Here is a 5,241-nt window from a genome sequence, read left to right as displayed (position 1 = left end):
CCCCCTGCCGATGGAAGTGTTCTCGGCGGTGCGCCTCGGCGTGAAGCCCGAGATCAACGCCATCGCGAGTCTGATCCTGCTGTCGGTATCCCTGTTCACCTTCGGTAGCTGGTATCTGATGGCCCGGGCGGAGAAACGCCGTCGCGCCGAGATCGCCATGACCACCCAGATGCAGGCAGTTGCCTGACCTGCCCCGTGATAAGATCCGCATTCCCCCATCCGTCAGGAGAATGGAATGCGGATCTCCCTCTTCATCGGCCAGAGCGCCGAACTGAACTCAGAGCAGGCCCCCGGCCTCATCAGTGCCATCCACAAGCAGCCTGCCGACGCCCCTCTGTGGTGCGATTTCCTCGGCCTTCGCGGGGATGAGCAGAGCGACAGACGCCATCATGGCGGCCCGGATCGAGCCCTGCACCATTACCCTGCGGAGCACTACGCCTGGTGGAAAACCTGGCAAACCGCGCTGGGACTGCCTGTACCACGCACACCTTGGCAGCCTGCCGCCTTTGGCGAGAATCTCTCTGGTTCGGGGCTGACGGAGGCGCAGGCCTGCATCGGCGATGTCTATCGACTTGGGGAGGCGCTGATCCAGATAAGCCAGCCCAGATCCCCCTGTTTCAAGCTCAACCAGCGCTTTGGCTATGGCCAGCTCTCCCAGGTGATGCAGCTGAGTGGCCGCTGTGGCTGGCTGCTGCGGGTGCTGGAAGAGGGAAGGGTGGATCCGCAGGGGGAGCTGACACTGGTGGACAGACCCTACCCTGAGCTGACGGTGAAGCGCACCGCCGACATCCTGTTCAACCAGGCCCGCAACGAGGAAGAGCTGCAACTGCTGCTGGAGAACCCGGCGCTCTCTCCCAACTGGCGCCAGCATGCGGCCCATTGGCTGGAACATGGAGTGGTGGCGGATTGGAGCCGGCGTTTGCTGGGGCCGACCGAGTTCAGGTTGCCTCGACAGGACTGAAGGCAGGCGGAAAGATACCTTGTGGCGATTTTTGCTGCGACTCGCTGAATTATTGAGCGTAAAGCCATTTTTTTAGAGTGAATGCAAAAAAAGGCTTGTGTCGGGTCGGGGCTTTCGGTAAATTCTCGCCCCGCAGACATCGGTGTGTAGCGCAGCTTGGTAGCGCACTTCGTTCGGGACGAAGGGGTCGGAGGTTCGAATCCTCTCACACCGACCACATTTGAAAAGGCCGCTCAATGAGCGGCCTTTTCGCATTTGGTCTGTTGAAGCAAAGCTGACATTTCCATTGTCGATTGCTGTTCCTGTTCCTGTTCCTGTTCCTGTTCCTGTTCCTGTTCCTGCTCCGATCTCCCTCATTTGCCCAACTAAAAGGGCCACCGCTCGGTGGCCCCACTGGTGGAGTCTGATCCTGACTCCGGCACTCTAGATTGTGACAATCTCGTTGTGGGTCTTGTCGATGGTGCCCTCCTTGCGCCCCAGGCGCTCATTCAGATATGCCAGTGTTGATGCCGCAATGCCTTGAAACCGTGTTGGGTTTGCAGGGCCGCATGCTTGGGGTACTCACTAATGAAATGTGCTATTCCCTCCATCAGTTGTGAACGCAGCGAAGACACGGGCTCATGCCAGGCTTGCAGGCAGAGATGACCAGGGATCAGCTGCTCTCGATACGCTTCCAGCAGTGATTCCGGCCAAGGCTCGATATGGGAATCGTGACGCAGTAAATAGTGGGCGGCGGGTTCACGGGCATAGATGAACTGAACTTGGGCCAGGTCGCGTTGGCTTAGCGTTTGGCTGCCGATATGGCAAGTCAGATATTTTCCCGTCTTCAGATTCAGGAAGTGACCGCGTTGCCGACAGGCAATGATGCGATACCAGGGCAGGGGTGAACAGAGAGAATACCCCTCCAGCTCCTGTTCCAACCAGTGACGGCACTCTGGGGTCTGCACTTCTTCGCGCATGGCCTCAAGTCGTGTCAGCAAGGCTCTGGATGGTTGGGTAGCCAGTATCGCGCTCATCGTCTGCAATCCTCCCTCTGCACAGAATCCCGACTTTCAGTATGGACCCTGAGCGGAAGAGGGGGTGAGAATTCTAATGATTAAAATCAGCTTAGAAGCGCACTTTTTATGCAATAAAAACCATTAGCCGACGAGGTAGGTCCCCGTGCCGAAGGCGATGTGAGTGCCCTCTTCGTTGTGCAGCTCCATGCGGGCGACTGCGACCTTGCTGCCTGCCCGGATGATGTGGGCGGTGGCGATGAACTCGTTGCCGCGACCGGGACGAAGATAGTCCACCCGCAGATCGATGGTGCCAAGTCGCGAGAAGCGCTCCTTGAGATAGCTGGGGGAGAAGTCCTCCAACTCGTCGATGCAGGAGGCGGCGACTATCATGCCGCCCGCCACATCGAGCAGGCTGGCGGTGACCCCGCCGTGCAGTATGTTGTGAAAAGGGTTGCCGATGAGCTTCTCCTCCATCTTGATGCGCAGCTCCACTTTATCGAAGTCGTAGTGGGTGACTTGCATGCCGATCAGTTTGTTGAAGGGCATCTTTTCGGCGAACAGGTTGGCTATGCCACTGAGCGCCATCTTCTTGAGCATCTGTTTCATTCCTTCAGTCCGCCCTGTCATCAAAGCCGAGTAAAAACTCCAGCCAGTCTGCAACACTTCCTTAACACTCGCAATGGCAGGTTTATTGTGGGCGGCGGCTGCTTTAGAATGGCGACCCCAAAGGAGAGCCCATGACCGTCATTGCCGAAACCCTGCCTGACCCTCAGCCAGAGAATCCCCTTGCCCTGTTGCAGGCGGTGTTTGGCTATCAGCAGTTTCGGCCGGGCCAGCTCGAGATCATCGAGCAGATAGTGGCAGGGCGCGATGCCCTGGTGCTCAAACCCACCGGCGGCGGCAAGTCGCTTTGCTACCAGATCCCGGCGCTGCTGCGACCCGGGCTCGGTGTGGTGGTCTCCCCCCTCATCTCGCTGATGAAGGATCAGGTCGACACCCTGCGCGCCAACGGCGTGGCGGCGGTCTACATCAACTCGGCACTGAGCCGGGAAGAGATGATCCAGAACTTTGCCGCCATGCGCCGGGGCGAGATCAAGCTGGTTTATGTTTCCCCCGAGCGTTTGCTGCAGCACGAGTTCATGGACCGGTTGGCGGAGCTGCCCCTCGGCCTGTTCGCCATCGACGAGGCGCACTGCGTCTCCCAGTGGGGGCACGATTTTCGGCCGGAATATGCGGCGCTGGGACGGCTCAAGCAGTGGTTCCCCCAGGTGCCCGTGGTGGCGCTCACCGCCACCGCCGACGAGGCGACCCGCAGCGACATGCTGCACCGGCTGGAACTGAACGATCCCTTCATCCACACCGCCAGCTTCGATCGGCCCAATATCCGCTACAGCCTGGTGGAGAAGTTCAAGGCGGCGGAGCAGCTGCTGCGCTACGTGCAGAGCCAGAAGGGCAACTGCGGCATCGTCTACTGCTCCAGCCGCAATCGGGTGGAGGAGGTGGCCGAGCGGCTATCCCGTCACGGCTGCAAGGCGGCACCCTATCATGCCGGCCTGCCGCTCGAGCTGCGTCAGCAGACCCAGGAGGCCTTCCTCAAGGATGACATCGAGATCGTGGTGGCGACGGTGGCGTTCGGCATGGGCATCGACAAGCCCAACGTGCGCTTCGTGGTGCACTACGACATCCCGAAGAACATCGAATCCTACTATCAGGAAACCGGCCGTGCCGGGCGCGACGGCACCCCGGCCGAGGCGCTGCTGCTCTACGATCCCGCCGACATCGGTCGGGTGCGCCGGCTGCTCGACAACATCGAAAACCCACAGCAGTTGCAGGTGGAGCAGTACAAGCTCAACGTGATGGCGGCCTTCGCCGAGGCGCAGACTTGCCGCCGTCAGGTGCTGCTCAACTACTTCGGCGAGTACAACGACAAGCCGTGCGGCAACTGCGACATCTGCCTCGATCCGCCCCAGAGTTATGACGGCACCGAAGACGCCCAGAAAGCGCTCTCCTGCGTCTGGCGGGTGGGACAGAATTTCGGGGTGGGTTATGTGGTGGAGGTGCTGCGCGGATCGCTGAACCAGCGCATCAAGGATCACGGTCACGACAAGCTGTCGACCTACGGCATCGGCAAGGATCAGAGCCACGAATACTGGATGAGCGTCATCCGCCAGCTGATCCACAAGGGGTTGCTGACCCAGAACATCACCCGCAATCTGGTGTTGCAGCTGACCGAAGCGGCTCGACCCGTGCTGCGTGGCGAGATGAAGCTTGAACTGGCAGTCCCCCGCCTGCAGCCCATCTCCAGTCGCAAGGAGAAGCGCAACGGCCTGCTCGACAACGCCAACTATGACAAGCGGCTGTTCAAGGAGCTGCGCGCCCTGCGCAAGCAGATCGCCGAGGATGAAGAGGTGCCGCCCTATGTGGTGTTCAACGACGCCACCCTGGTTGAGATGGCACAGCTCATGCCGATGACCGAGGAGGAAATGCTGGCGGTCAACGGTGTCGGTCACCGCAAGCTGGAGCGCTTCGGTGAGGCCTTTATGGACCTGATCATCGACTACTGCCGCCGGTAGGCTGGCACAACAAACAGTGGAAAGGCGCCCGTTGGTCGGCGCCATGCATTATTTGAGGCTGGCGTAATAGGCCGCCAGATTCTCCATGTCCGCCTCGGTCAGCATCGCCATGAAGGGAACCATCAGTGGCTCGGTACGGGAACCCCCCTTGAACGCCTTCATCTGCTTGAGCAGATAGGCCTGGTTCTGGCCCGCGAGGTGGGGGTAGGTCGGGACGCTCGCCTTGCCATCCGCGCCATGACAGGCGGCACAGACCACGGATTTGGCCTTGCCTGCGTCTATGTCGGCCGCCTTGGCCTGATGGCCCCAGGCAAGCGCCAGCAGGGGCAGGGTATAGACCCACTTTTGCATCGTCTTCTCCTTGAAATGAATAATCGTGATCGCCTGTTAGCCTCGACGAGCCGACGGCGGTATAAAGAGTGACACGAGCATACGCAGGGACAACCCTCATCACCATGAAGTTGATCAACACTTTTGCCACCGAACTCCCCTGGGCTTGCGAGCCCGTTGCCCCGCAGCCGCTGCATGGCCCCAGATTGCTGCATCTGAACCGTGCGCTGCTTGGGGAGCTGGGGCTCGGGGAGGTGAGTGAGGCGCAGTGGCTCGCTTGTTGCGGCCAGGGGCAGCCCCTGCCGGGCATGCAGCCGGTGGCTCAGGTCTATGCGGGCCACCAGTTCGGCGGCTACAGCCCGCGTCTCGGGGATGGCCG

Annotated in this window: 6 protein-coding genes, 1 tRNA gene and 1 pseudogene; 5 read left to right on the top strand and 3 right to left on the bottom strand. The window is 60.4% G+C overall.

Translation table 11 applies throughout. From position 1 onward, the window contains the following. The 3 genes and pseudogenes from AACR77_RS17280 to AACR77_RS17270 all read left to right on the top strand — a co-directional run. Positions 1-187: pseudogene (locus tag AACR77_RS17280) on the top strand (putrescine ABC transporter permease PotI); the annotation flags it as partial. A 48-nt stretch (positions 188-235) separates the two neighbouring features. Beyond that, a complete protein-coding gene (locus tag AACR77_RS17275) occupies positions 236-961 on the top strand; it encodes an MOSC domain-containing protein (RefSeq protein ID WP_042878597.1) in 726 nt (241 codons plus the stop codon). A 140-nt stretch (positions 962-1,101) separates the two neighbouring features. Beyond that, positions 1,102-1,178, top strand: a tRNA-Pro gene (locus AACR77_RS17270). A 271-nt stretch (positions 1,179-1,449) separates the two neighbouring features. On the opposite strand, the gene AACR77_RS17265 is transcribed toward AACR77_RS17270, so the two are convergent. Both AACR77_RS17265 and AACR77_RS17260 read right to left on the bottom strand, forming a co-directional pair. Further along, positions 1,450-1,977 carry an AbiTii domain-containing protein gene (locus AACR77_RS17265; RefSeq protein ID WP_010676052.1) on the bottom strand — a complete coding sequence of 176 codons (528 nt, stop codon included), beginning with the start codon at positions 1,975-1,977 and terminating at the stop codon, positions 1,450-1,452. A 123-nt stretch (positions 1,978-2,100) separates the two neighbouring features. Further along, on the bottom strand, positions 2,101-2,565 hold the full coding sequence (locus AACR77_RS17260) for a thioesterase family protein (RefSeq protein WP_042878596.1): 465 nt from the start codon (positions 2,563-2,565) through the stop codon (positions 2,101-2,103). Between the two features lie 131 nt (positions 2,566-2,696). Between AACR77_RS17260 and recQ the strand changes: the two genes are divergently transcribed. Then, a complete protein-coding gene (recQ, locus tag AACR77_RS17255) occupies positions 2,697-4,532 on the top strand; it encodes an ATP-dependent DNA helicase RecQ (protein ID WP_039039660.1) in 1,836 nt (611 codons plus the stop codon). A 48-nt stretch (positions 4,533-4,580) separates the two neighbouring features. Here recQ and AACR77_RS17250 read toward each other — a convergent pair whose 3' ends face one another. Continuing rightward, positions 4,581-4,883, bottom strand: coding sequence for a c-type cytochrome (locus tag AACR77_RS17250; protein WP_041214243.1), 303 nt, complete (start codon positions 4,881-4,883; stop codon positions 4,581-4,583). A 104-nt stretch (positions 4,884-4,987) separates the two neighbouring features. Here AACR77_RS17250 and AACR77_RS17245 point away from each other — a divergent pair. Beyond that, the coding region (locus AACR77_RS17245; protein WP_042878595.1) for a protein adenylyltransferase SelO family protein at positions 4,988-5,241 on the top strand (254 nt) is incomplete at its 3' end.

It is taken from the genome of Aeromonas sp. ZOR0002 (assembly GCF_963866995.1).
In the GTDB taxonomy this organism is placed as follows: domain Bacteria; phylum Pseudomonadota; class Gammaproteobacteria; order Enterobacterales; family Aeromonadaceae; genus Aeromonas; species Aeromonas caviae.
The sequence above is the reverse complement of the archived record's forward strand: the minus strand, read 5'-3'. Positions and strand labels throughout refer to the sequence as shown.